This is a genomic window from Catenibacterium sp. GCM10023432 (assembly GCF_042651925.1).
Classification (GTDB): domain Bacteria; phylum Bacillota_I; class Bacilli_A; order Erysipelotrichales; family Coprobacillaceae; genus Catenibacterium; species Catenibacterium mitsuoka.
Map to the genome: position 1 here is coordinate 1 of NZ_JBHSEB010000007.1, position 3,548 is coordinate 3,548.

At 34.7% G+C, this 3,548-nt stretch carries 1 protein-coding gene; it reads left to right on the forward strand.

The features are described from left to right. Nucleotides 1–180: 180 nt before the first annotated feature. Nucleotides 181–3,548, forward strand: a 3,368-nt coding sequence (locus tag ACFOZZ_RS02095; RefSeq protein WP_376814606.1) for a glycosyl hydrolase 53 family protein, incomplete at its 3' end; no start/stop codon positions are given.

A 3,548-nucleotide genomic window follows, 5' to 3' on the forward strand; every position in this document is an offset into this window, starting at 1 on the left:
GTACGGTGCAACGGGAGGCACTGAAATAATAGTTAATTAACTTTTAATATTATTTCTTGTCTACCCTATTCTAAATATATTTTTTTACCTATATATGTCATTTTATGTCACATTGGATGATTCTTTGTGTGAAATTATGTTAAAATGTTATCATAATATATAAGAGGAAGGTAGATATATATGAACAAAAAGTTGATTACAAGTTTTGTAAGTGCAGCGCTTGTTTGTTCGATGGGCATGTCTGGTGTAAGTGCAGTAACTCCAGTACCAACTATGCATAACAACAATCAAGTCACTGCAACATCATTGAGTCGTTCTGTAGCTGATTACAAGAAGATTGAAGGCATTAACGATCAGACTGTATTAGGTGCAGATTTTACTCATTATCAGCAGGATTTGGAATGGGGTAAAACGTATTACAATTACAAGAGCGTCAAAATTGATAACCTATTTAAGTTTGTACAGGGACAGGGAATTAATACGATTTCTGTCAAGGTTGCAGTTAATCCGGACACAGCAAGTGATAAAACTAAATGTTATACACTAGATAGTGCTATCAAAACAATTAAAGCAGCTAAAGAAGCAGGCTTAAAAACAAACATCACATTATTCTATTCTGATGATGTTACTTATGCAAATAGTCAGCAATTACCTGCAGGATGGACTCAGGATAATGCGGTAGAAAAGGCAACAGACTATACTAAGGAAGTACTTGATACTTTAAGTAAGAATGATGCTTTACCTACTATGATGACTATTGGAAATGAAGTGAATTATAATTTCCTTGGTCTAACTGAAGGTGGAGGATGGGATGGCTTTGTCGCAATGGCTAACATCTCTAAACTTATTAATGAAAAAGGTGTTAAAACAGCTTTAAGTTTTGCAGCACCTGATGATGCTGAAGGTATTCAGTATGTGATTGAAAAGCTAGGTTATGCAGGCGTAGACTATAGCTATTTAGGTGTTAATCTTTATGCTGATCGTAATGGTATTAATGATGATGTTAAAACATTACGTACTACAGTAAAAGAAAAGGCAGCAGATAAGCAGTTAATTGTTTCTAACATCAAGTTCCCACGTAAGAATGCTGATGAAACAGCATCTAATGAAACACAGGCAGACAGCATTTATAATTTATTAAGTGCTTCTATTAGTGATAGTAATGCAGGTGGTTTAATTTATGATGAAGCTGAATATGTAGGAAGCTGGAATGGTTTCTTTAATGAACAGGGACTTGCACAGACTTCTCTTGCAGTATTTGGTTTTGCACAGGGTTGGAATATTGATATTGATTCATACAGAGATCCTTATGAATATGGTGATGATACTGGTTTAAAGGAAAAGAATGTCACTATTAATAAGATTTCTAATATGTCTGAATCTACAATCAGAGGTGTAGATGTTGGATCATATGTAGCACTTACTAATGCAGGTGTTAAATATTATGATTATGATGGCAAAGAACAGCCATTAATGAAAATCTTAAAGGATAATGGTGTTAACTATATCCGTTTAAGAATCTGGAATGATCCATACAATGAAAAAGGTGAAACATACGGTGGTGGAGATAGCACTGTAGATAATGGATTAAAGATTGGTAAAGAAGCAACTAAGTATGGTATGAAGGTGCTTGTTGACTTCCATTATTCTGATTTCTGGGCAGATCCTGCAAAACAGATTCTACCAAAAGCATGGCAGAAGGATGCTAATGATCCAGATAAGATGTGTGAAAATATCCATGACTTCACTAAAGATACTTTACAGAAATTTAAAGATGCAGGTGTTGATGTAGGTATGGTACAGGTTGGTAATGAAATTACCAAAGGTATGGCTGGTATTCATAATAAAGACAGTAATAATTCTGTTTGGAAAAATGAATCTCAGTACTCTGTATTAGACCGTTATTTAAATGCAGGTTCTAAAGCAGTACGTGAAATTCTTCCAGATGCTTTAGTTACATTACATATTGAAACACCTAATCGTCAAATCTATTCTATGATCATGGATGCATGGGAAAAAGGAAATGTAGACTATGATGTTTTAGGTTCTTCTTATTACCCATTCTGGTGGAATACACCTGATATGTTGAGGGATGTACAGACTCTTGCAAAAGAAAGAGGAAAGCTATTTGCGGTTATGGAAACTGCATGGGTTAACAGTTATGAAGATGGTGATGGTACACCAAACTCTATCGGTTCTGATTATGGACTTTATCAGTATGAAATTGGTCCTCAGGGTCAGGTAGATGAATTAACTGATATGTATAAGGTTCTTACTGAACAGGATAACGGTTTAGGTGGCTTCTATTGGGAGCCAGGATGGATTCCAGTGAAAGCCGGATGGACTAACTGGGAGTACAATAAAGAAGTTGCTGATAAGTATGGTACTGGATGGGCTTCTAAGGGTGCTGTAGGTTATGCACCAGATGATGAAATGTATTATAATGGTCAGCCTTCATGGGGTGGATCAAGCTGGGATAACGCAACATTATTTGATATCCAGGGTAATGCACTACAGTCATTAAAGTTCTATAAAGATACAGTGTCTTTAGGTAAGGTTCAGACTACAAGAATCAATATCGTGAATAAAGAAAAAGAAGTTCTTAAGACTGAATATGTAAATGTAAATGTTGGTGATACAAAGACAATTACACTTCCAAAAGTTAATGGTTATTATGCACCAAAAGGTAACTATAACTACACAGTAAAAGGTGATACTGATGGTGTTAAGACAGTTACAGTCACTTATAATCATTCTACAGAAGCTAATCTAGTTTACGTGGATGGTGATTGGTACTTAATGCAGGATGGACAGGTTGTACATGAAACTACTCTTGCACAGGTTAATGGAACAGGTACTTGGTATTATGTAGAAGATGGTAAACTCAACTGGAATTATACCGGTTTAGTAAAATACTATAGTACTTGGTATTATGTTCAGAATGGTGTTCTTGACTGGAACTACAATGGCTTAATCTACTACAATAATACTTGGTATTATATTGAAAACGGTAGAGTAAATACAAACTACAACAATCTAGTAAAATACAATGGTAACTGGTATTATGTTCAGAACGGTAAGATTGACTGGTCAGTGAATACATTATCACAGGTTAATGGTGAAGGAACATGGTATAAGGTGACTAATGGACAGTTAGATTGGAACTATACAGGACTAACTAAGTATTTCAGTACTCAATACTATATTCAAAATGGTGTTCTTAACTGGAACTACAACGGCTTAATCTACTACAATAATACTTGGTATTATATTGAAAACGGTAGAGTAAATACAAACTACAACAATCTAGTAAGATACAATGGAAACTGGTATTATGTTCAGAACGGTAAGATTGACTGGTCAGTGAATACATTATCACAGGTTAATGGTGAAGGAACATGGTATAAGGTGACTAATGGACAGTTAGATTGGAATTATACAGGACTAACTAAGTATTTCAGTACTCAATACTATATTCAAAATGGTGTTCTTAACTGGAACTACAACGGCTTAATCTACTACAATAATACTTGGTATTATATTGAAAA